At 47.6% G+C, this 26,924-nt stretch carries 21 protein-coding genes; 18 read left to right on the top strand and 3 right to left on the bottom strand.

Going from position 1 to position 26,924, the window contains the following annotated elements; genetic code table 11:
- Positions 1-5 precede the first annotated feature (5 nt).
- From pheT to NFR28_RS00085, 5 genes are all read left to right on the top strand, one after another.
- Positions 6-2,456 carry a phenylalanine--tRNA ligase subunit beta gene (gene pheT, locus NFR28_RS00105; protein WP_251177806.1) on the top strand — a complete coding sequence of 817 codons (2,451 nt, stop codon included), beginning with the start codon at positions 6-8 and terminating at the stop codon, positions 2,454-2,456.
- 34 nt (positions 2,457-2,490) lie between these two features.
- Positions 2,491-3,405, top strand: coding sequence for a DegV family protein (locus NFR28_RS00100; protein WP_251177805.1), 915 nt, complete (start codon positions 2,491-2,493; stop codon positions 3,403-3,405).
- Positions 3,406-3,420: 15 nt separating this feature from the next.
- Positions 3,421-4,305 (top strand): methionyl aminopeptidase, encoded by an 885-nt coding sequence (locus tag NFR28_RS00095; RefSeq protein ID WP_251177804.1) that lies wholly within the window; start codon positions 3,421-3,423, stop codon positions 4,303-4,305.
- 309 nt (positions 4,306-4,614) lie between these two features.
- Complete coding sequence (locus NFR28_RS00090; protein ID WP_251177803.1) at positions 4,615-4,941, top strand: hypothetical protein; 327 nt, start codon at positions 4,615-4,617, stop codon at positions 4,939-4,941.
- On the top strand, positions 4,925-5,794 hold the full coding sequence (locus NFR28_RS00085) for a hypothetical protein (protein ID WP_251177802.1): 870 nt from the start codon (positions 4,925-4,927) through the stop codon (positions 5,792-5,794). The genes NFR28_RS00090 and NFR28_RS00085 overlap by 17 nt, the downstream gene beginning before the upstream one ends.
- Before the next feature lie 134 nt (positions 5,795-5,928).
- Here the strand turns inward: NFR28_RS00085 and NFR28_RS00080 are convergent, their stop codons facing one another.
- Positions 5,929-6,324, bottom strand: a complete 396-nt coding sequence (locus NFR28_RS00080; protein WP_251177801.1) for an FKBP-type peptidyl-prolyl cis-trans isomerase — start codon at positions 6,322-6,324, stop codon at positions 5,929-5,931.
- Positions 6,325-6,341: 17 nt separating this feature from the next.
- Complete coding sequence (locus NFR28_RS00075; RefSeq protein ID WP_251177800.1) at positions 6,342-7,631, bottom strand: glutamate-cysteine ligase family protein; 1,290 nt, start codon at positions 7,629-7,631, stop codon at positions 6,342-6,344.
- Between the two features lie 139 nt (positions 7,632-7,770).
- On the opposite strand from NFR28_RS00075, the gene NFR28_RS00070 reads away from it, so the two are divergent.
- The 8 genes from NFR28_RS00070 to NFR28_RS00035 all read left to right on the top strand — a co-directional run bounded on the left by NFR28_RS00070 (position 7,771) and on the right by NFR28_RS00035 (position 18,187).
- The gene (locus NFR28_RS00070; RefSeq protein ID WP_251177799.1) at positions 7,771-9,621 is read left to right on the top strand and encodes a polysaccharide biosynthesis protein; all 1,851 of its coding nucleotides are present in this window, start codon (positions 7,771-7,773) and stop codon (positions 9,619-9,621) included.
- Between the two features lie 229 nt (positions 9,622-9,850).
- Complete coding sequence (argC, locus tag NFR28_RS00065; RefSeq protein WP_251177798.1) at positions 9,851-10,918, top strand: N-acetyl-gamma-glutamyl-phosphate reductase; 1,068 nt, start codon at positions 9,851-9,853, stop codon at positions 10,916-10,918.
- A 32-nt stretch (positions 10,919-10,950) separates the two neighbouring features.
- Positions 10,951-12,261 (top strand): bifunctional glutamate N-acetyltransferase/amino-acid acetyltransferase ArgJ, encoded by a 1,311-nt coding sequence (gene argJ, locus NFR28_RS00060; protein WP_251177797.1) that lies wholly within the window; start codon positions 10,951-10,953, stop codon positions 12,259-12,261.
- On the top strand, positions 12,258-13,208 hold the full coding sequence (gene argB, locus NFR28_RS00055; RefSeq protein WP_251177796.1) for an acetylglutamate kinase: 951 nt from the start codon (positions 12,258-12,260) through the stop codon (positions 13,206-13,208). The genes argJ and argB overlap by 4 nt, the downstream gene beginning before the upstream one ends.
- A 34-nt stretch (positions 13,209-13,242) precedes the next feature.
- A complete protein-coding gene (locus NFR28_RS00050) occupies positions 13,243-14,517 on the top strand; it encodes an aspartate aminotransferase family protein (protein ID WP_251177795.1) in 1,275 nt (424 codons plus the stop codon).
- Between the two features lie 256 nt (positions 14,518-14,773).
- Positions 14,774-15,202 carry an arginine repressor gene (locus NFR28_RS00045; RefSeq protein WP_251177794.1) on the top strand — a complete coding sequence of 143 codons (429 nt, stop codon included), beginning with the start codon at positions 14,774-14,776 and terminating at the stop codon, positions 15,200-15,202.
- Positions 15,203-15,294: 92 nt separating this feature from the next.
- Positions 15,295-17,562: a transglycosylase domain-containing protein gene (locus NFR28_RS00040; protein WP_251177793.1), complete on the top strand. Its 2,268-nt coding sequence runs from the start codon at positions 15,295-15,297 to the stop codon at positions 17,560-17,562.
- A 121-nt stretch (positions 17,563-17,683) separates the two neighbouring features.
- A complete protein-coding gene (locus NFR28_RS00035) occupies positions 17,684-18,187 on the top strand; it encodes a hypothetical protein (RefSeq protein WP_251177792.1) in 504 nt (167 codons plus the stop codon).
- 127 nt (positions 18,188-18,314) lie between these two features.
- Here the strand turns inward: NFR28_RS00035 and NFR28_RS00030 are convergent, their stop codons facing one another.
- Positions 18,315-20,576 (bottom strand): penicillin-binding protein, encoded by a 2,262-nt coding sequence (locus tag NFR28_RS00030; protein ID WP_251177791.1) that lies wholly within the window; start codon positions 20,574-20,576, stop codon positions 18,315-18,317.
- A 123-nt stretch (positions 20,577-20,699) separates the two neighbouring features.
- Between NFR28_RS00030 and NFR28_RS00025 the strand changes: the two genes are divergently transcribed.
- The 5 genes from NFR28_RS00025 (at position 20,700) to NFR28_RS00005 (ending at position 26,578) form a co-directional block, all read left to right on the top strand.
- A complete protein-coding gene (locus NFR28_RS00025) occupies positions 20,700-23,174 on the top strand; it encodes a U32 family peptidase (RefSeq protein WP_251177790.1) in 2,475 nt (824 codons plus the stop codon).
- 145 nt (positions 23,175-23,319) lie between these two features.
- Positions 23,320-24,531 carry a tyrosine--tRNA ligase gene (gene tyrS / locus NFR28_RS00020; protein ID WP_251177789.1) on the top strand — a complete coding sequence of 404 codons (1,212 nt, stop codon included), beginning with the start codon at positions 23,320-23,322 and terminating at the stop codon, positions 24,529-24,531.
- A gap of 218 nt (positions 24,532-24,749) precedes the next feature.
- The gene (locus tag NFR28_RS00015) at positions 24,750-25,130 is read left to right on the top strand and encodes a hypothetical protein (protein ID WP_251177788.1); all 381 of its coding nucleotides are present in this window, start codon (positions 24,750-24,752) and stop codon (positions 25,128-25,130) included.
- Positions 25,131-25,160: 30 nt separating this feature from the next.
- On the top strand, positions 25,161-25,646 hold the full coding sequence (locus tag NFR28_RS00010) for an RNA polymerase sigma factor (protein WP_251177787.1): 486 nt from the start codon (positions 25,161-25,163) through the stop codon (positions 25,644-25,646).
- Positions 25,643-26,578 carry an anti-sigma-I factor RsgI family protein gene (locus NFR28_RS00005; RefSeq protein WP_251177786.1) on the top strand — a complete coding sequence of 312 codons (936 nt, stop codon included), beginning with the start codon at positions 25,643-25,645 and terminating at the stop codon, positions 26,576-26,578. The genes NFR28_RS00010 and NFR28_RS00005 overlap by 4 nt, the downstream gene beginning before the upstream one ends.
- Positions 26,579-26,924 lie beyond the last annotated feature (346 nt).

The following is a 26,924-nucleotide window of genomic DNA, read 5'->3' as shown; positions in this document are numbered from 1 at the left end:
CACGTATGAAAGTATCACTGAATTGGCTCTCTGAATATGTTGACGTTCCTGCTGACACGAAAGCATTTTGCGACAAGCTTGATTTGACGGGCACTGGTGTTGAGGGCGTTGAGACATTAGGTGAGTCTTTTGACAATATCGTGGTAGGGGAGACGCTTTCTTGTGAGGCGCATCCTGACAGCGATCATTTGCATGTGTTGAGCGTTAATGTGGGCGAAGATGAACCGCTGCAAATTGTTTGCGGCGCTCCTAATGCTTGTGCAGGCAAAAAAGTGGTTGTAGCAAAGATCGGTGCGGTTCTTCCCGGTGATTTCGTCATTAAAAAGTCAAAATTGCGTGGTGTTACGAGCTGCGGTATGTGCTGTTCAGAGCGCGAATTGGGCTTGAGCAACAACCATGAAGGCATCTGGATTCTTGCTGATGATACACCCGTTGGCACGCCAATTGCTCAGTATTTGTCAAACACTGATACCGTGCTTGACCTAGAGATTACTCCAAATCGCCCTGATTGCTTGTCCATGGTAGGTATGGCGCGCGAAGTGGGTGCAATGTATCAACACGACTACACGTCACCCCTTGCTGCAATGGCGGACCGTTTGTCTGAGTTTGAGCAAGGCGCAGATGTCTCTGACCTTGTGTCGGTTGACGTTGTGGATTTTGATCGTTGTCCGCGCTATACCGCCCGTGTTATTGACAACGTAAAGATCGGTCCGAGCCCTGCATGGCTTGCTGAGCGAGTCAGTGCGGCAGGTGCTCGATCAATCAACAATGTCGTAGATGTGACAAACTACATTATGTTTTTGTTTGGGCAGCCCTTGCACGCCTTTGACTACGACAAGCTTATGGAGCAAGACGGACGGGTGCGTATTGTGGTACGTCCTGCTCAAGAGGGTGAAAAGTTTACGACCCTTGATGGCGAAAACCGTGTTTTAACTTCCGATATGACCGTCATTGCTACGCCAGAGCGCGCAGTTGCTTTGGCCGGCGTTATGGGTGGTCTTGAAACCGAAGTTACCGAAGAGACTACCTCGGTGCTTTTGGAAGCCGCTGCATTTAATCGTGCGCATACTTCACGAACCAGCCGCAACTTAGGCTTAATAAGTGAATCTTCTATGCGCTATGAGCGCGGCGTAGATGATGTGCCCGTTGAGGTGATCAGCCAAGCGGCTTGTGCACTTTTGGCTGAGGTGTCAGGCGGTACGGTGCGACCGGGTGTTGTGGATGTGCATGACGTACTAAGCGCTCCGGTTAATCTTGAGTTTCGCATTGATCGTTTCTGCGCCATGATGGGTGCAGATATCCCTGAAGACTTTATTCGCGATATCTTAAAGCGTCTGGGGTGTGAGGTTTCCGCAACCGATGATCCTTGCGTGCTTGCAGTGGTAGCTCCAACGTTTCGTCCTGACCTTGAGCGAGAGATTGACTTATATGAGGAAGTTTTGCGTTTGTGGGGAATGGATAGAGTTGAAGCAACGCTTCCTGGTGGCCGTGGACGTTTTGGAGTTCGCAGCGATGTTGAGCTAGGGTTGGCAAAAATTAATGCAACGCTTCGGGCAAGCGGTTTGAATGAGACGATGACCTATTCGTTTGCTGAGCCTACTGAGCTTGATCGTTTGCGTATGCCCAAAGATGACCTAGGGCAACCAGTTGAACTGTTGAATCCGCTCAATGCCGAACAATCAGTTATGCGTCAGAGTATTATTCCAGGTCTTTTGCGCAGTGTGGCTTATAACCAAAGTCGTGGTGTGGCAAACATTCAGCTGTATGAGAGTGGCAAGGTGTTCTTTGCGCATGAAGGTAAAAAGAAGCCTAAGGAGCGCATGCGCGTAGCAGGTGTATTAGCGGGAGCTATGACCGAGAACGGTTGGAATGTATCGCCTGATCAGTTTGACTTCTTTGACGGTAAAGGTGTAATTGAAAACCTCATTCGTGAACTTGCTTTACCTAAGGTTCGCTTTAAGGCAGTTGATGCAGATCAAGCGCCGCACTTGCAACCAGGTCGCGCGGCTTCTGTTGTAAGCGAAGGTACGGTTCTTGGTTGGGTTGGTGAACTGCATCCGCTTGCTGTTCGCGACTTCGACATTACTGGACCTGTTGTGGCTTTTGAGCTTGATCTTGACGCACTCATTAAGGCCGCTCGTCCAGCTCGCGATTATCGTGATGTACCCGTATTTCCTGCTGTTGCCATTGACTTGGCGTTGGTGGTTGATGAGGGGGTAACTCATGAGAAGATCCTTCAATGCATGAATAGTGCTGGCGGCAAACTGCTAGAAGACGTGCAATTATTTGACGTATATCGTGATGAAGAGCGCGTAGGTAAGAACAAGAAATCTTTGGCATATGCGCTTACCTATCGTGCACCTGATCGCACCCTCACCAGCGAAGAAGTGGACAAGGCACATGAGCGCCTTGTCAAAAAAGTATGCGCTGCCGTTGGCGCGGAAATACGAGGCTAGATAGTTTCAGGTAGAGTAAAAGCAGGAGTTTGAGATGGTTATGGCGGCGGGATACCCCGCCGCCTCGCATGCGAAATGGGGATACGAAGTGGCTTCAAAGATTGCAGTTGTAACTGACACGAATAGTGGCGTTATGGTTGAGGACGCAAAGACCTTAGGCATTTTTGTGGCGCCGATGCCTTTTGTGGTTGATGGGCAAGAATGCTATGAAGGCGTCAATTTGGAATCGTCACATTTTTATGAGCGTCAAGCGCAAGGTGCAGTTATAGCTACGTCACAACCTTCTATCGCAAAGCTGCAAAACCTTTGGGATGAACTGCTGCAAACTTATGACGAAATAGTCTATATTCCCATGTCAAGTGGTTTATCTGGTTCATATGATACCGCCAAGCATCTTGCGAATCACTATCATGGTGCTATTGAGGTTGCTGATTGTATGCGCATTTCGGTAACGCAGCGCGAAGCAGCTCTTGATGCGCTTCGCTGGACGCAGGAGGGTCTCAGCGCCGCACAGATTCGCGAGCGCTTGGAAGCAAATCGGCTTGAGGCAAGCATTTATATTATGGTCGACACTATGGAGCATTTGCGCAAGGGAGGCCGAATTTCACCAGCAGCCGGTGCCATTGGTTCTCTTTTAAAGATTAAGCCGGTTCTTCAAATTCAAGGCGACAAGCTTGATGCATTTAGCGTGGTTAAATCAGTAAAAGCAGCAAAGCGCACCATGTTGACAGCCCTTGAAAAAGACATTCACGAACGCTTTGGAGGCGTAGATAAAGTGCATATGTATGTAGCTCATACCAACCGAGCAGCGGATGCATATGCGCTGGCGCAAGAGATGAAAGAGCGCTTTGCTAGTAGTGATGTTTTTGTTGATCAACTGCCGCTGAGCATTGCCTGCCATACAGGAGCAGGGGCTTTAGGTGTAGGATGTGCACGGATTCTGTCTTAGCAAGAGGAGTTTTACATGTACGATGGATTAGGCCGTCCTGGTCGTAACGATGAGTGTTGGTGTGGTAGCGGCAAGAAATACAAAAAATGTCATCTTACCTTCGATGATAAGCTGCAAGCTTTATACGATGAAGGCTATGAGGTCCCACCACGTGATCTTTTGAAAACCCCCGAAGATATTGAGGGCATTAAGCGTTCTGCGAAGATCAATATTGGTGTATTGGATATGGTCTCAGAGCGAATTGGTGAAGGCGTAAACACGCTTGAAATTGACCAATGGATTTATGATTACACAGTTGAGCATGGCGCAATTCCGGCCGACCTTGATTACGAAGGTTTCCCAAACAGTGTGTGCACATCCATCAATGAAGTAGTTTGTCACGGCATTCCAAGCAAGTCCGACGTGCTTACCTCGGGAGATATTGTTAATGTTGACTGCTCAACTATTCTGGATGGGTACTTTTCGGATTCATCGCGTATGTTCTGCATTGGCGAAGTGTCTCCAGAAAGAAAACGCCTGGTAGAAGAAACAAAAGCAGCGCTAGAAGCAGGACTTGCCGCCATTAAACCATGGGGCTTTTTAGGAGATATTGGTGCGGCTGTTAAGGCACATGCAGCATCATGCGGCTTTAGTGTTGTTCGTGAATTTGGCGGTCATGGTATTGGTTTTGAGTTCCATGAAGATCCGTTTGTGAGCCATGTATCTCAGGCGGGCACAGGTATGATTTTGGTACCTGGTTTAGTATTTACCATTGAACCCATGATCAATGCGGGTGGCCAGGCAATTGATATGTCTGATCCAAATGGTTGGACGGTGCGCACCAAAGATCGTTCAGATTCAGCTCAATGGGAAGTGCAGCTTGTTATTACTGAAGAGGGATATGAGCTTCTTTCTTGGTAGGGTAGATGCTGGTATGAGCGTGCGCCGCGTAAGGTTGATTCAGACATACCGATAAGTGAAAAGCAGTAGAGGAATTCAGAGAAAACGTCTCTTGCACAAGAGGCGTTTTCTTATGTTTTTCTTAAGCTTGCGAAAACAGCAAACAGATGTTCGCTATTTTGATATACTTGCACCATTATCAAAAGCGCACGAATGCACATCGCGTAATTTCCCGTCATGACACAACTGAATCGCAAAAAGCATGGTAGTTAACCTTGGTGTGGGTTTGTGCGCCTTCATCTTTCCACTTTGTGAAAGGAGTGGTGCTCTATGTTTATCTCCTCATTGAACTCTTCCTGTAAATCCTTTGATTGTGTGCCTATAGGCGCTGGCAGGAGAATGTTGTCTTTGCTTTCGTTAAAACAAGAAGAAGCAAGATTGCCCTTGCAGTCTCTGGTGCTTGTTGACGTATTGCCCCTTGAATGTCTTACGCCACAAGAAGTTGTTCAGTTCGAGCTTCTTGTGGCAGATTCTCCAACTCAAGAAGAAGCGCTGAGTGCAATAACTTCGGGGGAAGGCATCTCCTGCGCAGCAATGCTTGACAAGAGTCAGGTATCACGCGTGATTGCGGGGTTGTCTCATGAACCAATGCTATGAGCAAACTCCTACGATAAGAGCCAATCATGAATTATCTGCTACGCTGCTTGATGCTTTGCGTGTATGTGAACAAGATGATTTGGTTACTGCATTTTACACGTGGACCGCTCTTCAAGACCTCAATACCATACACAGAGATCTTCAAAGCGAACAAGGTATTTCTAACAAAGCTAGCCTCAATAAAAAGCTTCGCAAAAAATTGAGCTGTTTTCTTGCGGATATGATTGAGCGGTTTGATCAATCATTTGGGTCATTGCCAGATGAGAGTTTTACGCTTTTAGTGCCAAGTGCGGTGTTTTATCCGCAAACTCATGGGCGCATGCTTCGTATGGTGCAAGCTCAGTGTATAACCCTTCAGTCGTTTGATTTGAGAACATATTGTCCTCGTCTTGCACCAGCAAAGAGCTCTTGCCAATATCATCTTGCGCCGCACAGTGTTGTTTCGCTTGCGTTACTACCTTGGCAATATGCACTAACAAGTAGGTTGTGCATGCTTGATACTTTGTGCAGAGCCGAGCGTTATGAGTTCTTGGCAAGCGCAATTTGGCTTATGACCTACTTCGGACTAGATGAGCAGACAGTCCGGGAAGGGCAGAAACGCGAATACCAGCGCCGGATTAAACAAGGTATCCTCACACCTCTTTTACACGAAGATATTTGGATGGCTTATCGTGATCAGATTCGTGGCATTGAGGTTGGTTTTGATGTTGCTCGGGCGCTTGACCTTGATGGACCTGCGTGGCAAAAGCATATCCATCAAGCACATCTCTTACAAAGTGTTATTGACCTTAATGAAGCTCAAAAGAAGCAGTTTGCGAGTTGTATTGAAGATTTTGTTTGCCAAGAGCATTAAGGTATGTGCCGAGCTATGAGAGCGCATAATGGCACTTTAAGTCTTGGGGCTACATTAAGTAAAAAACTCTGGCAGAGACATAATGTCTCTGCCAGAGTAGAGAACTAAGAGCAGATACTTTGATGTGAAGAGTGCTAATCTGCTACTTCTTCAAGAGTGATTTCGAAGTTGAGATCCTCGCCAGCAAGCTTATGGTTCATGTCAAGTTCAACAACGCCATTTTCTGCAGAACGAATTACAACTGGAATCGGACGACCGCCCGGTCCAAGCAAATAGAGCTGTTCACCCACGGGGATGCTTTGGACAAGTGAGTCATCGTGCTCGCCATATGCATCCTTTGCAGGGATATGAACTTTTTTAGTTTCTCCAACAGTCATGTCTTCAACTGCTGCATCAAAGCCGGGGATCATTTGTCCGGCCATGCAGACAAATTCAATTGGCTCGCCACGATCAAGAGAGGAGTCAAACTTTGATCCATCGTCTAAGGTGCCAGTGTAGTGGACCTTAACCTTTTTACCTTTGTTGCTCATTGCGTTGTCCTTTCGGCTTATTTATTGAACTCACTGGTTTCAGCGAGTGTTTGACGTTGTTTTACCAAGTTGGCAAGAGGTGCAAGATAGGGTAGTTCATCTTGCGCTAAGCCCTTCTCAGCTAATGAGATGATAGTGTCGCATAACTCAGAGGCATTTCGCCCATAAACAGAAGCGTTATAGGCGTCTTGCATCAAAGCATCTTTCGCTGCCACAAAAGCGTTGCTATCTACATCAGCAAAAAGCGCCTCAAGTGCGTCAAGATTTGCTGGAGAATAGAACAGACCTTTGATGAGTGCTGCATAGGCAATTACATAGGGAATTGGCATGCTGTCAGCTGGGCGAATCTCTATATATGTCTTGAGGCGTACATCGGTGAAGAACATAGAAAGGGCATGTTCAACCTCTGCCTGTGTCATGGTTCTATCGGCATAGATTTCGCCAAAGGTGCGATCATCGTAGCACCAACTGTTTTGCGTACAAGGTACTAAGATGGCTGGAGTATCCAGCACGTATTCAGCGTATTTGCGTAAGGTGAAATCTGGGTTTAGTGCACCATGTACAAGACCACATCTGTCGGGGTCTACATGATTCCACATTGACGTCCTCATCATGTGATGGCTGCGAACTTGACCTTCGTAGATAGGGGTGTTATCGCAGATCAAAGAGAGGAGGGGAACGAGAGCAAACGCAATGCGTATTTTGCGTAAACAGTCCGCAACAGAAGTGTAGTCAATAGATATTTGTGTAGAAGCAGAACCTCTCATCATGCACGGACCGTCGGTGTCGCGCTCGCTCAAATACATGTTCATAAATTGATAGCGACGCTTTGGAATCAACTCAAGTGTACGTGCTTTTGCTGTGGGGTTGTATCCAACAGGCACAATTAGCTTGTCGTAAGGAGCAAGGATTGTGTTGACGTTGTCTTCAAAGGCATCAAAGCAATCCTTTGCTGTTGTCAAAGAAGCAAAAGGACCAGCGGAGAGCTCAAGTTGTGCGGCTGGCTCAATGGTAATTGCTTCACTTGGACGGCTGACACCTAAGATGTCGCCTCTGTCGTCTTGAGTGATGCGTGGGTAAGCGGTGCTCAGCTCGTGAAGTAACCACGCCACACCGTGATCATCGGAATAGCCAACAGGTGTCATATCTTTATTGAGTACAATATGCTCAAGCTCAATGCCTAAAGCATGTGGTGCATGTACCGATTTGATACCGCTTTCAAAATACGAGACGATAGCGTCAAGATTGCTTTGTCGTGCGGGTTGAGGTTTTGTTTGTTCTTTTCGCTCGTTAATTGTTTTATCCATGTAACACACTCTCTGTCAGCGTTATTAGTTAAAATCCTACGTTAGTTTGTATACAATAGTCCCAGGATTGCCGAGCTTGTCGGCAAAACGAAACCAATTCAAAACAATTTCTTCTGTATTGTATTAAGGCGAAACAGATATGAGTTTCACGGTAACTAAACGAACAGCACTCCTTCTTTTGCTGGACATTGTGGCAACGTATGCTGCCTACTGGCTTGCATCGCTTTTGACTGGTGTCGAAAATGAAGTCTTTATCAATAATGAGATCTTTTTCGTTATTGGAATTCTGGCATTTATTAATGTCTTTTTCTTAGCCCTTTTTCGCTTGTATAACAATCTTTGGGAATATGCCAGCATTGATGAGGCACTTCAGGTTGTATATGCTGTCGTGCTTTCAACGCTTGGCGGGGCTGTCTTCTTGTGGATTATTGGCATTCGCCTTCCTATTAGGGTTTTTGTTGGTGCAGCGTTGCTGCTGGTGTTTTTCATGGGTGGTACGCGCTTAGTATTTCGCGTTGCTCGTCAAAAGGGAAGAGCGCTTCGTGCGTCAAATCGCATGACGGATCGTCCTCGCACGCTGGTTGTTGGTGCAGGAGAAACTGGTTCATTAGCTATTGCTCGCATGGAATCAGCCGATCCGTTGATGCCAGGTATTCCCATAATTGCAACCGACGATGATCCTGCGAAACGCGGCCTGCGCATTCATGGGGTAAAGGTAGCAGGCACAACAGATGATATTCTGGATCTGGTTGGCAAATACGACATTCAACAGATTGTTGTTGCAATTCCCTCGTCAACACCCGATGAGCGCAAGCGCATTTATGGCATCTGTACGCAAACCGACTGCAAGCTTCGCACTTTGCCTAACGTTCGTGAATTATCTCTTGATGAGATTGGTGACGTTACTCTGCGCGATGTTGACGTCGCTGACCTTCTTGGTCGTGAAGAAATAATCTTAAACACTCGTGCGGTATCGGGATATATTGCAGGAGAATGTGTGTTGGTCACAGGCGGCGGCGGCTCTATTGGCTCTGAACTTGCACGCCAATTGTGCAAGGTGGCACCGGCACGTATCGTCATTTTTGATATTTACGAAAATGATGCATATATGCTTCGCAACGAACTACTTTCTGAGTATGACGACATTGAGGTTGTTATTGAAATTGGGAGCGTCTGCGATGAGGCTCGCATTAATGAAGTGTTCGCAAAGCATCGTCCTTCAGCGGTATTTCATGCGGCAGCTCATAAACATGTACCCTTAATGGAGTCTTGTCCGCGTGAAGCTTTACAGAACAACGTGTTTGGCACGCTCAATACCGTTCGTGCGGCTGATGCGTTTGGAGCTGATCGCTTTATCTTCATTTCAACTGACAAAGCAGTAAATCCTACCAGCGTTATGGGTGCAACGAAGCGTATGGGTGAGATGGTGATGCAATACTACGCCCGTACGTCAAAAACTATTTTCTCTGCGGTACGCTTTGGCAACGTGCTTGGTTCAAGTGGTTCGGTCATTCCGCTTTTTCAGCGTCAGATTGCAGCAGGTGGACCGGTAACGGTTACGCATCCCGATATAGAACGCTTTTTTATGACAATTCCTGAGGCGTCTCGTCTGGTTATTCAAGCTGGAGGCATGGCGCATGGTGGAGAGATTTTTATTCTTGATATGGGGGAGCCTGTTAAAATTGTAGACCTTGCACGCGGTCTTATTCAGTTGCAAGGACTGACGCCTGATGTTGATATTCCTATCGTGTTTACTGGGCTGCGTGAAGGCGAAAAGATGTATGAGGAGCTGCTCATGGAAGAAGAGAGCACCCTTCCTACCACTAACCAATCCATCATGATCTCAACCGGCCAAGAAATCAGCTATGAAGAGGTTGCAAAAAAGCTTGATGAATTGCGTGTAGCGTTGACGCTTTCCGATGAAGAAGCTGTGCACTTGCTCGAGCAAGCAGTTCCCACATATCACTACACTTCACATAAAGTGAGTTAAGTGCACGTTAAGCTAAGATTCTAAAAACCTATACACTTTGAGCATCTATTCGCATAGATGAATAATCATGCAAAACTTTTAGATAAAAATGCTGTTTTATTCTTGTCAAAGCCGTGTCATCTTTTTATGATGGAAGAGCGCGAACTGTTAGGAAATTTTTGTGCACTTGCACAAAAAGGTATGAAAGCCTCTATAAGATTAGAAGCGGAGGCTTTAGAAGGGAAGCGCTATGACCATGAGAGCTGCAATTGTTGGAGCTGCCGGATTTGCGGGTATTGAATTAACGCGCATTTTGTTAGCCCATCCTTCTTTTGAGCTTGCTGTTATTACTTCAAACGAGCTGGCGGGCACTCCTTTGGCAGTTGAGTATCCAGGTTTTAACGGCGCAAGCAACCTGGTTTTTAGTTCGCACGACAATCCTGAATTAGATACCTGCGATGTGGTATTTTTGGCAGTACCACACACTGCTGCTATGGCAATGGCGCCACGTCATGTTGCTCGCGGCGCGCTTGTGGTAGATCTTTCAGCTGATTTCCGTTTAAAAGATCCTGCCGTATATGAGCAATGGTATAAAACGCCTCATACTGAAGTTGAACTTCTTGCACGTGCAGCTTTTGGTTTGCCGGAGCTTTTTGCTGAAGGACTTACGGCTGCGGCAGCTGAGTATAGTGCTGGTTCGGGAGCTTTAGTTGGGTGTGCAGGTTGTTATCCAACAGCAACATCACTTGCTGCCGCTCCAGCCATGCGTTTAGGGTTTGTGGCTCCAGAAACACCAATTGTGGTTGATGCTATTTCTGGCGTAACCGGTGCAGGCAAGAAATGCACCCCCCGTACACATTTTTGCTTTGCTGATGAAAACCTTGAAGCATATGGCGTGGCAACTCATCGTCATACGCCTGAAATTGAGCAAATCCTTGGCATTGATGGGCGCCTTGTATTTACGCCGCATCTTGCTCCTGCTAACCGCGGATTGCTTTCAACTGTCAATTTGCCCTTGGCAAAAGATGCCCCAAGTTCAATTGCAGAAATCAGAGCGGCATACCAGCAGTTTTACGCTGAGCATGCATTTGTAACTGTTCTTGATGAAGGTCAAATGCCCAAAACTACCTCGGTTGTTGGCACAAATCGTGCACATATAGGATTGGCCCTCAATGAGCGAGCTCGTATGCTCATAGCGGTTGGAGCCATTGACAACCTTGGAAAAGGTGCGGCAAGTCAAGCGGTTCAGTGTGCCAATATTGTCTGCGGGCTTGCCGAGACATGTGGGTTAGATGGGTTTGCATTACCGGTTGTGTAGTCATATCAGGTAACCAAAAAGGAGAGCGTCGTATGCTGGAGCAACAAGACGATTCAAAAGCACCTTGTCCTCTTAATTTGCAAACATGCGCCACAAGAGATGACTGGCTTCATGATTGCGAAGGTGGCGTTACGGCTGCTTTAGGCTTTAAGGCTATCGGTGTTCATGCAGGTTTTCGAGCTGATCCCAACAGGCTTGATATGGCGCTAGTGGCAGCAGATGAACCGTGCGCCTGTGCCGCCACTTTTACGCGTAATGTGTTTTGTGCAGCTCCTATTACCATTTCACGGAGCCATCTTGATGAGGTTGGTTATGGTATTGCGCGCGGCATAGTCATCAACTCGGGCAACGCTAATGCTGCAACAGGTTCTATTGGCTTAGAAAATGCTCGCCGCACTACCGAGATTGTTGGTGAAGCGTTGGGGTGCCCTCCATCAGAAGTGCTTATTGCTTCCACTGGTGTGATTGGTCAGCATATTAATTTGGAGCCCTATATTGCTTCGCTTCCTCAAGCGGTTGTGAGTTTAAACGCCGAAGGCGGTCATAGCGCTGCGCAAGCCATCATGACAACCGACACGGTTCCCAAAGAAGCAGCTGTGCAGTTTGATGGTGGCGAAGTGGGTTATCCAGGGGCTACCTTTACGGTTGGAGGCATGGCAAAAGGCTCAGGCATGATCATGCCTAATATGGCAACGATGATTGCGGTAATAACTACCGATGCACCTCTTATGCCCGATGTCCTTCACACTGCGTTGGTTCGAGCGGTTAATAAGAGCTTCAATAAGGTCACGGTTGACTCTGACACTTCAACCAACGATTGCTGCTTTTTATTTGCAAGTGGTCAAGCGGCTCCAGGGTCTGCACCTTTTGCGCCTGATACGGCAGCATATGCTCGATTTGAATCAGCGCTTGATCATGTGTGTCAAACCCTTGCGCGCAAGATGGCTGCCGACGGAGAGGGTGCAACTCGTTTGGTGACCGTAACGGTTGCAGGTGCGGCTTCTGATGAAGATGCTGATTTGGCGGCGCGTGCTATTGCTAATTCGCCTTTGGTTAAAACAGCAATTTGTGGCCATGATGCAAATTGGGGTCGCATTGCTATGGCAATAGGCAAGTGCGGGGCTTCCTTCTCCCAAGAAAATGCTGCAATAGACATCATGGGTCTTCCCGTGTGCCGTGAAGGTCTAACGGTAGCTTTTGATGAGGATGAAGCGCTTAAAAGGTTTGAAAATCCCGAGATAACTATTGATGTTGACTTGGGTGCAGGTGATGCTCAGACAACGGTTTGGACGTGCGACTTCACGCACGATTACATAACGATTAACGGAGATTATCGATCATGAAATACGCTCGTGACACACGTTCTAAGGGAGTTGCAAGCAAAGAAGCAACTGTTTTGGTTGAGGCGCTTCCTTGGATCAAGAATATTACTGGTAAAACGGTTGTCATCAAATATGGTGGCTCGGCTATGGTTGACGAAAAGCTTCGCGCTGATGTTATGAATGACATCGTACTTCTCAAGCTTGTTGGTGTTAACCCGGTTATCGTTCATGGAGGCGGTAAGGCTATCACCGAGGCGATGGAGCGCATGGAGCTTCCTGTTGAATTTCGTGATGGGCAGCGCGTGACCACGCCCGAGGCAATGGACTTAGTTCGAACGGTTCTTATGGGTAAAGTCAACCAAGAGTTAGTTGCTGCGCTCAATGAACACGGCAACTTCGCCGTTGGCTTGAGTGGCGCCGACGGTGGCATTATTACAGCATCACAGAAAGATCCTCAGCTTGGCAGAGTAGGAAATGTCACCCGCATTAATCGCCCTTTGCTTGATGACCTGGTTGAAAGCGACTATATCCCCGTAGTTGCTTCGGTGGCACTTGGCGAAGACGGCGGGTTTTTTAATGTCAATGCCGATATGGTGGCGGGCCATATTGCTGCAGCAATAGGTGCGCATAAAGTGATTTTCTTAACCGATGTTGATGGTTTGTATGAAAACTTTGAAGACAAGGGCAGCTTGATTTCAAATTTGACTTTGTTCGAAGCTCAATATCTCGTTGAGAATAATATTGTTTCTACAGGCATGATTCCTAAGCTTCAAAGTTGTATTCAGGCGCTTGAAGCAGGTGTGTTCAGAGCGCACATTATCAATGGCACCACTCCGCATGCACTGCTGTTGGAGCTGCTGACCTCTACTGGTGTAGGCACCACCATGCATCCAACCGATGAGGCGTGCAAATATGACGCTCATCCATTAGGAAATTTTGCCGCAAAGCTTATTGAGAATCGCCACTAGAGCACATTTGCTCCACAAAGAGAAGAGAGAGACCATGAGCCTAGAACAACAACAAGAACTTGAATCTGAGTATGTGATGCATACCTTTGCTCGTAAGCCAGTAGAGCTTGTCTCGGGCAGTGGTATGCAGGTCAAGGACGCGCAGGGCAAAACCTACTTGGACTTTCTCTCAGGAATTGGCGTTATCAGTTTGGGTCATTGCAATCCTGTGCTTGTTGAGGCTTTGCAAAAGCAAACTGAAAAGCTTATGCATGTGAGCAACTATTATTATGTTGAAGGTAGGGGTGAGCTCGCAAAAACGCTTTCTGACCTGCTAAATGAGTGCGTATTGGAATCTGAGCGCACTCCATGGGAGAGCTTCTTTACAAATTCAGGTGCTGAATCTAACGAATGCGCTATTAAACTTGCACGCTTGTATGCTAAAACGCGCGCACATAAGCGCGTTTTAGCTGAAGGTGGGGATGAAGCTTGTGCTCATGCAGCCATGCTTTCAGCGCCGCAAGTTATCGTTACGCTTGATAAAAGCTTTCATGGAAGAACGCTTGCAACGCTTGCCGCTACAGCTCAACCAGGCAAGCAGGAGGCTTTCCAACCGTTGCCTGCAGGTTTTATTTCTACTCCAGCAAATGATATTGCAGCTTTGCGGGAACTCTTCGCCGCGCGAGGAAACGAGATCTGTGCAGTTATGGTTGAGTGTATACAGGGCGAAAGTGGTGTGCATCCATGCTCTCCGCAGTTTTTAGCAGAAATTCGCCGTTTAACTCAAGAAGCTGATGCGCTTTTCATCTGCGATGAGGTTCAGTGTGGCATATATCGCTGTGGTACCTATCCGTTTGGTTTCCAGCATTTCGATGTTGTGCCGGATGTGGTTACTATGGCGAAAGGTATTGGGTCAGGCTTTCCCATGGGTGTATGTGCCGCTCGTCAAGAGGTGGCTTTAGTGTTTGAGCCGGGAGATCATGGTACAACTTTCGGAGGAAGCTGCCTTGCGGTCACAGCAGGACGCACGGTGCTTGATTACATTAAGGCTCATGATTTAGCAATACATGTGCAAGAAGTTGGTGCATATTTGCAGTCTTCGCTTAAACAACTTGCAGGTGTAATAGAGGTGCGCGGATTAGGTCTTATGGTTGGTGTAGATTTGGCAGACGGCATTAGTGCACCAGAAGTAGTTAATGCAGGTCTTGAAGCAGGTCTTTTGTTGAACGCCCCCGGACCGCATACGTTGCGTTTTCTGCCGCCGCTCATTTGTACCAAGGCGGATGTGGATGAAATGATTGCCCGACTGAAAAACATTTTGTCGGCATAGGTTTAACTAACAACAAAAGAGGTACTGCTTGCAGTTGTTATTTCAGCAGAAGCGCTTAGTTTTAGTTGCAAGGTTTTTAGATAAGAAGAAGGTGTTTTCGTAAGTTTTTAATAAAAACACTGGAAAAATGAGTTACTATGGAAATGCATAAATCTGGTAGACATGGGTTAGATTTTGCATACTCTTCTGAAGTGATTCGGTTTGTTTTGAATATTTTCGCTTGTGCATTTTATGCTGATTTGAGGAGTTCTAAGGGATGAGAAAACGCCAGCAACGCCATGATATTATCCGAGATATTATTCGCGAACATAACGTAAAAACACAGCGTGATTTAGCCAACCAACTTCAAAGCGTTGGTTATGAGTGCACGCAAGCTACCATATCGCGCGATATCATGGACATGGGCCTGGTTAAGTCTCGTGATGGATACTATGTGTTGCCAGAAGAAGTACGTTTGCAGCGCATGGTGTCTGAGTTGGTAGAAGAGGTACATGTCGCAGGCAATCTGGTGGTTGTGAAGACCTTTTCGGGTGGTGCGGCCGGTGTTTCTGCTGCGCTTGATAAGGCTAGTTTGCGTGGTGCGCTTGGCACCGTTGCAGGAGACAACACCATTATGATTGCTGCTACTGATGAGGCTGCTGCCGTTGAAGTTGAGCGCGCAATTGAGCGCCTTCGTCGTCGATAGAGCGCCTTAAGTCATTTTAGCGAATGTGTGCAGATAGTCTGATACATGAAGCCTGATGGTACAATACCAAAAGTTTTCTTTGGAGGTGCCAGGTGGGTTCACGCTCAATAAAAAATAGACCCTCAGCAAAAAAGAAGCATCCCTTTGTTGGGGTGCTTGGTGTATTAACTGTTCTTTTCATTTGCTTGCTTGCAGGTGTTTTTGGTGCATATGCGGTAGGAAGTGCATGGATCGGAGATTTAACCGAATATGATGTAACCGCGGTTGAGACTCTTAACACCACGCAGCCTTCGCAGGTTTACGCTTCGGATGGGACGACGCTTTTAGCGCGTTTCCAATTAGAAAATCGTGATCCTGTGCGTTTTGATGATATTAGTGAATATGTCAAAGAAGGCACAGTTGCAACTGAGGACGAACGCTTTTATGATCATGGCGGTTTCGATGTTATGGGCATTGCCCGTGCGCTGGCTGTCACGGTGACAGGCTCTGGCAGGGAAGGCGCTTCAACCATTACTCAGCAGCTCGTTCGTAATACTATTCTCTCTGATGAGATGAATGATATTTCGCTCAAGCGTAAAGTTCGCGAGATTTATCTTTCAGTTAAAATTGAAGAGAACTATTCAAAAGATGCCATTCTGTTGATGTACCTCAATACTATCAACTACGGATCAGGCGCCTATGGTATCCAGGCGGCGTCACAGCGTTATTTCTCGAAAGATGCCAAGGATCTGACGTTGGCAGAGGCAGCTGCGCTTGTGGGCATTCCTCAATCACCTACCAACAATAATCCGCTTGATAACTACGATGCCTGCGTTGTTCGTAGAAATCTCGTGCTTGATCGTATGTGTACCAATGGCTATATTTCACAAGAACAGCGCGACGAAGCTCAAGCAGAGGAGCTTGTGCTAAATCCTTCACTGCCGGCAAATGATGGCATTTTGCAATATCCCTACTTCACAAGCTATGTGCGCGATGAAGTCATGAACTCTTATTCGCAATTTGATTTGTTCTCAGGCGGCCTTACTATCGTGACAACGCTTGATACTTCCATGCAACAAGCAGCTGAGCAGGCAATCGATGAAAAGGAAGAGAAGCTTGACCCCGCCATTTCTGGCGCGCTTGTTGCTATTGATCCGTCAAATGGATATGTAAAGGCGCTTGTAGGCGGTAAAGACTATTACGAGAATCAAACAAACCTCGCTACAGGTCAGGGCACGAATGGCGGACGCCCTTGCGGATCTGCTTTCAAAACTTTTACGCTCATTACTGCATTGGAGGAGGGCGTTTCTCCGCAAACACTTCTGGATTGCACTTCGCCTTCTGTTATCCCGAATACTGATTACAACGAAAACAATGCACTCAAAAATATCGACAACATCAATTACGGCACGCAGACCATGCAGGGAGCATTTGCTGTTTCGGCAAACACAGGGTTTGTGCGACTTCAGATGGCTCTTGGCACACAAAAGGTTATTGACACGGCAAAGAAGCTAGGCATCACCTCGCCCTTGATGGCTAACCCCTCGCTTACGCTTGGTCAAAGCAACGTGACCATGCTTGATATGGCTGATGCATATGCCACTATTGGAAATGGTGGCACGCACTACGCCCCGCAGCCAATCTTGGAGATTTACGATAGCAGCGGAAACCTTATCGTGGATAACTCGCGACCTTCCGGCGAGCGCGTTATTTCTGAAGAGATTGCTCATGCAGCTCTTGAAGTAATGAAAACAGTTGTGACGCAGGGCACAGGTACTGAGGCACGCTTAGCAAGCGGACAAGAGGTTGCAGCAAAAACTGGTACTTCATCGGACTATAAAGACATCACTTTTTGTGGCGTTACTCCACAGTTGTCGGTTGCTATATGGTTTGGAGATCCCAGTAATGTCGAAGCGCTTCCTGCTCATGTAAGTGCTGCAGATGTATTTAGAAACTTCATGACCGAGGTGCTTGATGGACAAGATAAGGAAGAGTTCTTTGAGGCTGATGATCCTCCATATAATCTGACATTCTCGAATTCAACATATCATGTAGGCAGTTATTGGTCTTCAGGATACAATGCGGCAGCCAATACACTCTATAACTCGACCACCGAGGATGCTAATTCTTCAAACACTGAGACCAATTCAAACGACCAGAAGACTGATAACTCGCAAAACAACAACTCCAATAATGCTTCTGGGGCGAATGGTGGCTCAACAACCCCAACTCAGCCCGAAGAGCCAAAAACGCCTTCAACGCCAGCTGAAACGCCTGTTACGCCCGAGACGCCAGCATCACCACAGCCAGAGGCAACGCCCGCACCAACACCTGAATCTCCTGGAACTGCTGCCAACGGACAAAGCGCTCAAAATAATTAGGGCGAATACCTAAGATGAAAGGTTTTTGTCGTATATCTCGTATGGAGTTGACGTTTCGTAAATCACATTGTTGCTAAATCAGGGTATGCTTACCTTAGGCAATTGTAAGGAGTTTTGTTTGATGAGAATTCAACAGCTGAAAAAATGGGGCGTGCTCATGTGCGCGCTTGCACTGGTAAGTGCTGTTTTGGTTGGTTGTGCTGGCGGAAATTCGCCCGAAGCTGAGCAGCAGGCGAAAAATAGGCAATTTATGGCACAGGTCAACCAGACCATGGAAGATCTTAATGAGAAGCTTGAGAGCTTTAATGACGCAGTAGCTTCTGGTGATATTGTCAATATGCGCACCCAGGCTGACAGCGCCTTTAAGGTATTAGGATCGCTTGATAACCTTGAGGCACCTGAGGGTCTTGAGGACATTAAGCAGGATTATATTGATGGCGCTACTGAGCTTGAAGGCGCACTCAATGCTTATATTGATCTGTACACTGAGATTAATAGTGCAACCGACGATGCTCCCTTTGACTGGTCAACGTATGACAGTCGTATGTCTGACATAAAGGCCAGCTATGATGATGGTATTGCGAAGTTGCAAGCGGGCGACGAGGCAGCCGCTAACAAGGAATAAGCGTTCGTTTAGATAGCGCAAATTCTGCAAGCGCATACGTACTTAACAAAGGTAAAACTTGCATATAACAAAAAAGAAGGTCGCAGAAATGCGACCTTCTTTTTTGTTATTAGATAGAGAGAGCGTCTTAAGGTTTTGGACCAAGCGAGATAACTAATACCACCATGCCATTTTCAACGCGCTGTGAGATGACAGTTCCGGCAGGAACGGAGTCTGAGTACTCCTCGTAATAGCCGGCATTGTAGTCGTTGAGTGCTTCTACAGCCTGATCAAACGTCTTTCCTACAACCGATGGGGCAGAGGCTGGGTCGTCGGGATTAGCAGACGTTTCTTCGTTATCTGAGTCTTCGTCGTCTTTATTCTCATCGTCTTTGTCTTCGTCTTCTTCATCTTTATCTTTATCTTCGTCGTCCTTATCCTTGTCTTTGTCGCCATCTTCTGCGCCAAGCTTCTTTTTCTGTGAAGCGTTAAACGGATTGTTGTACGTGGGATCTTTGGTTTCAGGGAAATTGACAATCTCATGATCAGCAATTGCTTGCGTCATGAAGTCTTGCCAAAGCGCGTTACAGGTAAGAGACGGGTCGGTGGCAATGTTGCCCGCCGGGTTGCCAATCCAGGTGGCGCAGGTGAGATAAGGTGTGTAGCCTACCAACCAATGGTCGGTGAAGTCAGATGCGGTACCTGTTTTGCCAGCAACTGGCTGACCTCCTGCGGGCGCGAATCCGTAAGCAGTGCCATTGGCAGTATCAAATACAGTGCGCAGCACTTTTGTGGTAGCGCCGGCCACCTCTTCGCTTAGAACACGATCGCTTGTGTCGGGCGCTTCGTAAATGATGTTTCCTTCACGATCTTCAATACGTGTCACCACAATGGCATCGCGTTTGATGCCATTAGAAGCAAGCGTTGAGTAAGCGCGCGCCATCTCAAGTGGGGTGACGTCAGCTGATCCAAGTGTTGTGGAAGCTACCGTATCAAACTCTGAATCTACGCCTAAACGATGAGCCATTTCTGTAATAGCGCCATCATCAAGCGCTTCGGAAAGGCGCATAAAGCCCGTGTTTGAAGAAAGCGCTGTGGCCACTTGGATGGTGCGCACACCATAGTTGGCGTTATTGAAGTTCTCAATTGTTTGCTTTTGTCCATCAATGTCGATGGTCATAGGCGAGGTGCAATCAATGCGTGTGCTTGGTGAGATGCCCTCTTCAATAGCAGCGGCAAGAGTAAACGCTTTAAAGGTTGAACCCGCTTGGCGACCAGATCCGCCGGTGCCTGTGGCAAGGTTTACCTTTGAAGCGACATAGTCACTACCACCAACCATTGCTTGAACTTGCCCAGTTTCCACATCAATTGCCACCAATGCCGCTTCCAAATCAGGTGACATACGCTCACGCTGTGCGGCACAAGCTGCTTCAGCTTTTTCTTGAAGGTTAACGTCGAGGGATGTGTAAATGGTTAATCCGCCGCGGAATAAATCTGCATATGAGCATCCGTAAGGGTTATCGGAGGCAAGCAGAAGCTCGCGAACATAACTGGTGAAATAAGGGTATGCGTAAATACCTTCTTCGGGCGCATCGGGAGCTGGGTTGAGCCCTAACTCCTGCGCTTTGGCTTCGTCGCATTCTTCTTGGGTAATATCTCCCGCACTAAGCATGCGCTCCAAAACAACATTTCTGCGTTTGAGGCAGTCGTCTGGATAAAGCTTTGGATCTAAATAGGTAGGAGATTGGGGAATACCCACCAGCGTGGCTGCTTGTGTCAGGGTAAGGTCTGCTGCCGAGACTTGGAAATAGTTTTGCGCAGCAGCTTCAATACCGTAGCAGCCATCACCATAATTGATGGTGTTGAGATACATGAGCAAGATTTCGTCTTTTGAATAGCGCTTTTCCATTTCAAGTGCCAATTCGGCTTCGCGAATTTTGCGCTCCATGGTAATGTCGTTAGCCTCTTGCGTCAGGATGGTATTGCGAACCAATTGTTGGGTGATGGTAGATGCACCTTCCAAATCACCGCCACGCAAGTTGTTAACGAATGCTCGCCCAATGCCAAAAAGGTCAACGCCGGTGTGTTCATAGAAACGAACATCCTCGGTGTCAACAGTGGCCTCAATGGCGTATTGGCTCACCTGATCAAGCTCAATAGGATCGCGTTTTTCCAATTGGAACTCTGCGAGCATGGTAGTACCGTCCGCGGCATACATCGTGGACTCTTTGGAGGTGTTGGTAAAGTCGACATCTTCAATGGAAGGCAGGTCGTCAGACCAGGTGCCTACAACTCGAAATGCCCCCTGCACACCCCAGTACATAACAAAACACAGCGACGCTACCAAAATAAGGAGCGCCCACTGCACTGCATGAGTGCGCTTTTCGCGCTGTTTTCTCCGTATTTTCATAATTGCACTATACTACCATAGCAATCGATCAACGATACACAATGTTGCAGGCTGCAAATGCGCATGCCACTGATTTTTATATTCACTATTCATAGTATGTAAGGGTAAGGAACTCACGATCATATGAATACTTCTGTTGAACTTCTTGCACCAGCGGGAAATCTGGCGTGCTTGCATGCTGCAGTTCGCGCAGGTGCTGATGCGGTCTACCTTGGGCTTGATTCATTTAATGCGCGTCGCGGTGCAGATAATTTCACGCTTGAAACCCTTGGTGATGCGTGTGACTATGCTCATTTGCGCGGTGTGTCGGTGTATCTCACCATGAATACTATTATTATGCCGTCGGAGTTTGACCGCGCTTTAGAAACTGCGCGTCAGGCATATCGGTGTGGAGTTGATGCTTTTATTGTTCAAGATATTGGTCTTGCGTCTGAGTTAGCTCGCACGTTGCCGCAAGCTCGTGTGCATGCTTCCACTCAGATGAATATTCATTCTGCTGACGGGGTGGAAGCCGCTGCGCTTTTAGGGGCTAAGCGAATTACGCTTGCTCGCGAGCTTTCGCTTACTGAAATTGCTCATCTTGCAGCTATAGCCTCTGAGCTTGATATTGAGGTTGAGACCTTTATTCATGGTGCAATTTGCGTTTGTTATTCAGGTCAGTGTCTTATGTCTTCGTTGATTGGCGGCCGCTCGGCAAACCGTGGTATGTGCGCACAAGCGTGTCGTTTGCCTTACGAGCTTCATAACAAGGCATTGCGGAAAAACCTGCCTTCTCCGGGAGATCATTTGCTTTCTCCTAAAGACCTTTGTGCTTTAGACAAATTGGATGAATTGGTGGCAGCCGGTGTATCTTCGCTCAAGATTGAAGGGCGCATGAAGTCACCTGAATATGTCTTTGCTGTCGTAAGTGTTTACCGTGAGGCGCTTGATGCGGTGTTGGCTAACAAAGCCGTTGCCGAACAAACCAAAGAAGCACAAAAGCTTCGCCTTTCAGAAGCGTTTTCGCGCGGATTCACCACAGCCTATATGGACAACGAGCGCGGCAACGACATGATGAGCTATGCGCGACCTAACAACCGCGGTGTGTTTATTGGTCGCGTTGAGCGCGTTGCGGGCAAAAGAGTGACGCTAGCCTCTGAGCAAGAGCTGTGCATTGGTGATGTGCTTGAGTTTTGGACGAATAAGGGGCATTTTGCTCAGACTGTTACTACACTGTCTCAAGAAAAAGAGCCTCGTCAAAAAGAGACGCTTTATACCATTGAGGTAGACAAGAATGTCAAAAAAGGAGATCGCGTATTCCGCGTGCGTAGTGCGCAAGCTGCTTTTGAAGAGAGCGAATTTGAACCGCGCGTTGCTGTAGACGGTCGCGTAATCATGCGCCTTGGACAGCCGCTGACTATCTCGTTTTGGCCAGCCCAGCATCAAGAGGGTAATGGCGGTGCTCCTTTGCAGTGTGAAGGGGTTGCTGTAGGGGATGTTGTTGAGGCCGCGCGTACTAAAGCGGTGAGCGAAGATGATGTTGCCTTACATGTGGACAGGCTTGGACAAACACCCTTTACTATTAATAAGCTAGATATTGAACTTGATGATGGTGTCGGCGTGGGCTTTTCTCAGCTGCATCGTTTACGCGCCGCTGCGCTTGATGATCTTGCTGGAGCACTTCTTGCGCCATATCATGAGCGCACACTGCCTCGCATACAAAAAGATGAGCACATAAAGGATGCCTCCGCGCGTGGTATGCGCATTGTGGCGTGGGCAACAAACCCTGCATGTGCACGTGCGGCAAAGCGCGCCGGCGCCGATGAAATTATCGTGCCTATTCTCAACTATAAGCGTGGCGAAGCAGTCATTGCTGGACAGCGCAGTCAGACTGTTGAGCAGGCGGGTTACCCTAACAAGATCACGCTTGCGGTTCCTACAGTTGTTCATGATCCTGTTGAAGGCACGCGAGAGGAGGCGCTTGATTTCGATGCATGGCGCCCAGTTCGCGCTCAAAAGCCGTTATTTGTGGAGAGCATTGGAGCGCTTGTTCATGCGCAAGAAATTGGTGCAGTACCCGAAGTTGGCCCACACCTGCCGCTCGTGAATTCATGCGCATGCAAGGCAGCTGCTCGTCTTGGCGCCACCCGTGTATGGCTTTCACCTGAGCTTACGTTGGGCCAGATTGCTGATATTGCTGAGCATTCGCCTGTTGAACTTGGACTCACTATTATGGGCGCTCAAGAGCTTATGATCACCGAGCATTGCTTGCTTATGAGTCAAGGACCGTGCGATGAGAATTGTGAGGAGTGTCCTCGTCGCAAGAGTCCGCACTATCTCAAAGATAGAAAAGACTTTGAGTTTCCGGTGATTACTGATGCACTTGGTCGCAGTCATCTCTTTAATGGGGTTGAGTTAGATGTAGCTCATACGATGAGTGATCTTATGAGTGCAGGTATAACTGCGGTTATGGTTGACACAACGCTCATGAACGTCGAACAAACAACGCAAGCAGTTGCTCGAGCAGTGCGTGCCCGAAGTGTGGCGCATGCAAGCGGCAACAATATTGCCAAAACTCCATCGACAACCAGCGGTCACTTATTCCGCGGAGTCTCGTAAATGTTTGCAAACGTTTGCTATGGTAGAATGCCAAAACGCGCAACAATCGCGTGTGCAACAACCGAAGCATCCAATAATCAAAAAGGGCGGCAGTCGCACAATGATTAAACGCCTGTAATGTGATAAATGAGATAAAGAGGTTTCAATGTTATCTGCAGAAGAACAGCTCCATATTATTAGTTCTGGTGCCGCACAGATCGTTCCCGAAGCGGCATTGCTTGAAAAACTCAAGCGCGGTATTCCGCTCAATATTAAGCTTGGCGTTGATCCGACTGCTCCTGATATTCATTTGGGACATGCGGTGCCTTTGCGCAAGCTTCGCCAATTCCAAGACTTAGGACATGAAGTCACTCTTATTATTGGTGATGGCACTGCGCTTATTGGAGATCCGTCAGGACGCAATTCTACGCGCCCACAACTAACTCCTGAACAAATTAAGGCAAATGCACAAACCTACGTAGATCAGGCCTTTAAGGTGCTTGATCCAAAAAAGACAACTTTGCGCTACAACTCTGAGTGGCTTATGGAGCTTGATATGGAGGGCTTACTCAAGTTGACGGCAAACTTCACGGTGGCACGCATTCTTGAGCGTGATGACTTCCATAACCGTTACACGTCGGGTCAATCTATTAGTCTGCATGAGTTTTTGTATCCGGTTATGCAAGCATACGATTCGGTTGTTATTAAGGCAGATGTCGAATTGGGTGGCACCGACCAGCTGTTCAACTTGCTTGCTGGACGCGAGCTCATGGAGAAAATGGGTATGGAGCCGCAGGTATGCTTGACGCTGCCGCTGCTTGAAGGCACCGATGGCGAGAAGAAGATGTCAAAGAGCTATGGCAACTATATTGGTCTTACCGATGAGCCCGCTGACATGTTTGGCAAAGTAATGTCTATCCCTGACGAGCTTATGGTGAAGTACTATCGTCTTGCTTCTACCGCCGATGTTACCGAGATTGATGAAATTGAAGCAGGACTTGCGGCAGATTCGTTGCATCCTAACAAGGTTAAGCGCGCACTTGCTCGCAATATTGTTGCAGCTTACTACGACGAAGTAGCAGCTAATCAGGCTGAAGCGGCCTTCGATAAGGTATTTAAGCAACACGAGATTCCTGAGGATATCCCCACTTTTGAGGCAGATTTGACGCCCAATGAAGAGGGTACGGTGTATTTGGCAAAGATCATAAACGATGCCGGTCTTGCACAATCTGCTGGCGAAGCACGTCGACTCATTGACGGTGGCGGCGTAAAAATCAACGGCGAAGCAGTTGCAGCGAAATCATATAATGTTGATCCAGCGCTTCTGCATGATGCTGTTGTGCAAGTAGGCAAGCGTAAGTTTGTGAAACTGGTCTAATACGCTTAATAGTACATACGCGTCTTTAATGAAGTACACGTACAAAAGGACATCTTATAAGGTGTCCTTTTGTTGTCTTGTACGAGGCGCCTTTTCGCTTTTTGCTCGTGGGATGCATTTGTTTATGAAATTTGTCAAAATTGTTGCAAGGATTTGGTCTTGTCAATCGTTTTCTTTATAGAAGGTTTTTCAAGCAGAACAGTTTGAGAGGGTTCAATATGAAAAAGGTTGCTGCAATTATTACTACCGGCATGCTCGTTGCTTTGCTGGCGTTTCCCTTGCAGGGGTATGCTTCGCCCCATCGTTTGCATATGATGCACTCAACGTTTCGTACCTGCATGACGCACGTGCTGAGTACTTGTGAGCAATATTGCCCGCGTTATCAATTGGGCGACTGTCCCCTTGGACAAGCTTGTCAGATTCCGCAAGATTGCCCCCGCTTCAACGATGAAGCAGTCCCGCAAGATTGTCCTCGTTTCAACGACGAGGAAGACTCAACGTCGGCATATGGACGCGGCTATGGACATCATGGGGGATGTGCAAATACCGGTGCATATGTGGGTGCGTCCGGGCGACATCATGGTTGCAATCGTTGGTAGGTAGCAGATTTCGGTGTAGGTGTGATGTGTATGCGTCCTCAAAGCGACATAGAGCAGGCGCTTACTTTGCATGGTGATGCTGTATGGCGAGCATGTAGCTTGCATGTTGCCACCTATGCCGATGCTCAAGATATTTATCAGGATACCTTTTTGCGTTATGCGCTTGCCGATGAACAATCGTTTAATAGTGAAGAGCATCGCAAGGCATGGCTTGTGCGTGTGGCGCTCAATAAGTGCAAAGACTTCAATAAAGCGGCTGCGCGAAAGAGCGAGTCGCTTGACGAGTGTATTTCTACCAAGCAAACCAATGATCTGTTAGTTAAACCAGGATCAATAGCCTATGAGGTGGTTGATGCATTTGCTCGCATGGCTGATCCACCTAAGACGCCCGCATATCTTGCATTGTACGAAGGATATACCGCCCCTGAGATTGCTGAGATTATTGATGCGCCCGTCAATAGTGTGTACTCATGGATTTCGCGCGGACGTGCGCTTTTGAAGGAGGCGCTCTTATGACCACTCCCGATAAACTCAACGAACGTGTGCGTGATGCATTCGATAGCATTCATGTTCCCGACGAAGTAAACCAAGCCACCCTTGCTGCACTTCAAGCCTATGCCGAACAGAATGCGTCTTTGCCATCTCATGATCAAACACATCTGGGGCACTCTGTGCCAATGGCAACACCTGTACCTACAACGCAACGCAAGAAGACTTCTTCGCATATATGGCTTACCCTTGCTGCCTGTCTTGTTTTCGCAGTTATGTTGGTTGGCGGTTTAGGGGTATGGAACAATCCTACAGCGTTGCTTGATATTGATATCAACCCGTCGCTTTCGCTCAAAGTAAATTGCTTCAACTATGTTATTGGAGCTGAGGCTCTCAATGACGATGCACAAGCAGTGCTTGAGGAGACTTCGGTTGTTGGTATGCCTTGCGAAGAGGCGCTGGCAACCCTTGCGAGTTCCCAGGCTTTCGCGCGCTATGTTTCTGAGCACGCAAGCGCAGAGGTAAGTATTGCATCAGAAGATGAAAGTCAATCGAATCAGTTGTGTTCTTGGGCTCAAGAGGTATTTGCTCCGCTTTTTAGCAATGTGACAAATACTCATGTGACATTTGAAGAGATGCAAGTTGCACATGGGCATTGCATGGGGGCGGGGAAGTACCGAGCAGCCTGCCAGCTTATGGAACTTGATGATGCAGCCACGCTTGAATCTTGCTCTCAAATGAGTATGAGTGAGCTTCACGAGTGCATTAATCAATGCGAGCGGCGTCGCGCTGGATGGGGCGCAGATGATCTTGCCGAGAATCAAGATGCAACCCAAGATAGCTCTTCTGGTGCTGAGGGTACAGCTTGTGAAAATGGTGGGCATGGCGAAGGCGATGGGCAAGGTATGCGCCACCAAAACGGTCAGGGACGTCATCATCGCGAAAATACGTCAGGCTAAGTGTCTGCAAATAGAACTCTCATATTAGAGGAGCGCGAGGGGCAAGCGCGCAGGTTTACGGTGTGCAAACGTGAAATGTGTACGTCTTGTGAACATGAAAATACTTCTTGCAACACCCCAGAAGTGCGCGTAATATATCTCCTCGCCCTTTGAGGAGATTCGTCTTCAAGGAAACCTTCAAAACATGACGGAAATCGTTAAAAATGATGCGAAGGATTCGTGAAACGATCAGGGCATTTACCGCTTACAGGTGAAATCAAGAAACTTAAAATTTCTTAAAAAAAGTTCTTGACAGCCCGGAAGCATTCAAGTAAAGTATCTCCTTGCGCGTCACGCCACAGCGAGA

This window comes from Adlercreutzia agrestimuris, assembly GCF_943193125.1.
GTDB classification, from domain to species: domain Bacteria; phylum Actinomycetota; class Coriobacteriia; order Coriobacteriales; family Eggerthellaceae; genus Xiamenia; species Xiamenia agrestimuris.
The sequence above is the reverse complement of the archived record's forward strand: the minus strand, read 5'-3'. Positions and strand labels throughout refer to the sequence as shown.

What these genes read in the sequence shown, in the direction of transcription:
- pheT (WP_251177806.1), top strand. Translation starts at nt 6, where the DNA reads ATGAAAGTATCACTGAATTGGCTCTCTGAATATGTTGACGTTCCTGCT.
- NFR28_RS00100 (WP_251177805.1), top strand. Translation starts at nt 2,491, where the DNA reads ATGGTTATGGCGGCGGGATACCCCGCCGCCTCGCATGCGAAATGGGGA.
- NFR28_RS00095 (WP_251177804.1), top strand. Translation starts at nt 3,421, where the DNA reads ATGTACGATGGATTAGGCCGTCCTGGTCGTAACGATGAGTGTTGGTGT.
- NFR28_RS00090 (WP_251177803.1), top strand. Translation starts at nt 4,615, where the DNA reads ATGTTTATCTCCTCATTGAACTCTTCCTGTAAATCCTTTGATTGTGTG.
- NFR28_RS00085 (WP_251177802.1), top strand. Translation starts at nt 4,925, where the DNA reads ATGAACCAATGCTATGAGCAAACTCCTACGATAAGAGCCAATCATGAA.
- NFR28_RS00080 (WP_251177801.1), bottom strand. Translation starts at nt 6,324, where the DNA reads ATGAGCAACAAAGGTAAAAAGGTTAAGGTCCACTACACTGGCACCTTA.
- NFR28_RS00075 (WP_251177800.1), bottom strand. Translation starts at nt 7,631, where the DNA reads ATGGATAAAACAATTAACGAGCGAAAAGAACAAACAAAACCTCAACCC.
- NFR28_RS00070 (WP_251177799.1), top strand. Translation starts at nt 7,771, where the DNA reads ATGAGTTTCACGGTAACTAAACGAACAGCACTCCTTCTTTTGCTGGAC.
- argC (WP_251177798.1), top strand. Translation starts at nt 9,851, where the DNA reads ATGACCATGAGAGCTGCAATTGTTGGAGCTGCCGGATTTGCGGGTATT.
- argJ (WP_251177797.1), top strand. Translation starts at nt 10,951, where the DNA reads ATGCTGGAGCAACAAGACGATTCAAAAGCACCTTGTCCTCTTAATTTG.
- argB (WP_251177796.1), top strand. Translation starts at nt 12,258, where the DNA reads ATGAAATACGCTCGTGACACACGTTCTAAGGGAGTTGCAAGCAAAGAA.
- NFR28_RS00050 (WP_251177795.1), top strand. Translation starts at nt 13,243, where the DNA reads ATGAGCCTAGAACAACAACAAGAACTTGAATCTGAGTATGTGATGCAT.
- NFR28_RS00045 (WP_251177794.1), top strand. Translation starts at nt 14,774, where the DNA reads ATGAGAAAACGCCAGCAACGCCATGATATTATCCGAGATATTATTCGC.
- NFR28_RS00035 (WP_251177792.1), top strand. Translation starts at nt 17,684, where the DNA reads ATGAGAATTCAACAGCTGAAAAAATGGGGCGTGCTCATGTGCGCGCTT.
- NFR28_RS00030 (WP_251177791.1), bottom strand. Translation starts at nt 20,576, where the DNA reads ATGAAAATACGGAGAAAACAGCGCGAAAAGCGCACTCATGCAGTGCAG.
- NFR28_RS00025 (WP_251177790.1), top strand. Translation starts at nt 20,700, where the DNA reads ATGAATACTTCTGTTGAACTTCTTGCACCAGCGGGAAATCTGGCGTGC.
- tyrS (WP_251177789.1), top strand. Translation starts at nt 23,320, where the DNA reads ATGTTATCTGCAGAAGAACAGCTCCATATTATTAGTTCTGGTGCCGCA.
- NFR28_RS00015 (WP_251177788.1), top strand. Translation starts at nt 24,750, where the DNA reads ATGAAAAAGGTTGCTGCAATTATTACTACCGGCATGCTCGTTGCTTTG.
- NFR28_RS00010 (WP_251177787.1), top strand. Translation starts at nt 25,161, where the DNA reads ATGCGTCCTCAAAGCGACATAGAGCAGGCGCTTACTTTGCATGGTGAT.
- NFR28_RS00005 (WP_251177786.1), top strand. Translation starts at nt 25,643, where the DNA reads ATGACCACTCCCGATAAACTCAACGAACGTGTGCGTGATGCATTCGAT.